At 69.3% G+C, this 675-nt stretch carries 1 protein-coding gene; it reads right to left on the bottom strand.

The annotated features are described in order from the left end of the window. Nucleotides 1–675: NAD(P)/FAD-dependent oxidoreductase (locus MOV75_RS40810; protein ID WP_247008514.1), on the bottom strand; the 675-nt coding region annotated here is incomplete at both ends.

Raw genomic sequence — 675 nt, forward strand, 5'->3', positions numbered from 1 at the left:
AGCGCGCACCGCTCGCGACCACGACCGCCCGCGAGCGCAAGGGATCGCAGCCGTCGAGCGCCACCGAGAACGCGCCGTCCTTGCGCGTGCAGTCGAGCGACTTCACCGTAACCGGGATCATGATGTCGGCACCGAATTTTTGCGCCTGGGTGAAGGCGCGCGCGGTCAGGGCCTGGCCGGAAATGCCGGTCGGAAAGCCCAGATAGTTCTCGATGCGCGCGCTGGCGCCGGCCTGGCCGCCGAAGGCGCGGATGTCGAGCACGGCAACGGACAATCCTTCCGACGCCGCATACACGGCGGTGGCAAGGCCGGCCGGTCCGCAGCCGACGACAGCGACGTCATAGATGCGGTCGTCCTTTGCCCCGCCGATCATGCCGATGGCGCGCGCAAGCTCGGTCTCGTTGGGGTTGCGCAGCACCGCGCCGCTTGCGGCGACGACCAGCGGCCAATCCTGAGGCTTGGGCGAATAGCGCGCGATCAATTCGGCGGCGTCGCGGTCGTGCGCGGGATCGAGCAGATGATGCGGCTGGCCGTTGCGGGTGAGAAAACCCTGCAGCCGGACGACGCCGGCCGAGTGCGACGGACCGATCAGCACCGGGCCGCCGACGCCGCCCTGGATCAGATTGACCCGGCGCAGGATCAGCGCGCGCATGATGCGCTCGCCAAGGTCAGCCT

It is taken from the genome of Bradyrhizobium sp. PRIMUS42, from assembly GCF_023006515.1.
GTDB lineage: Bacteria > Pseudomonadota > Alphaproteobacteria > Rhizobiales > Xanthobacteraceae > Bradyrhizobium.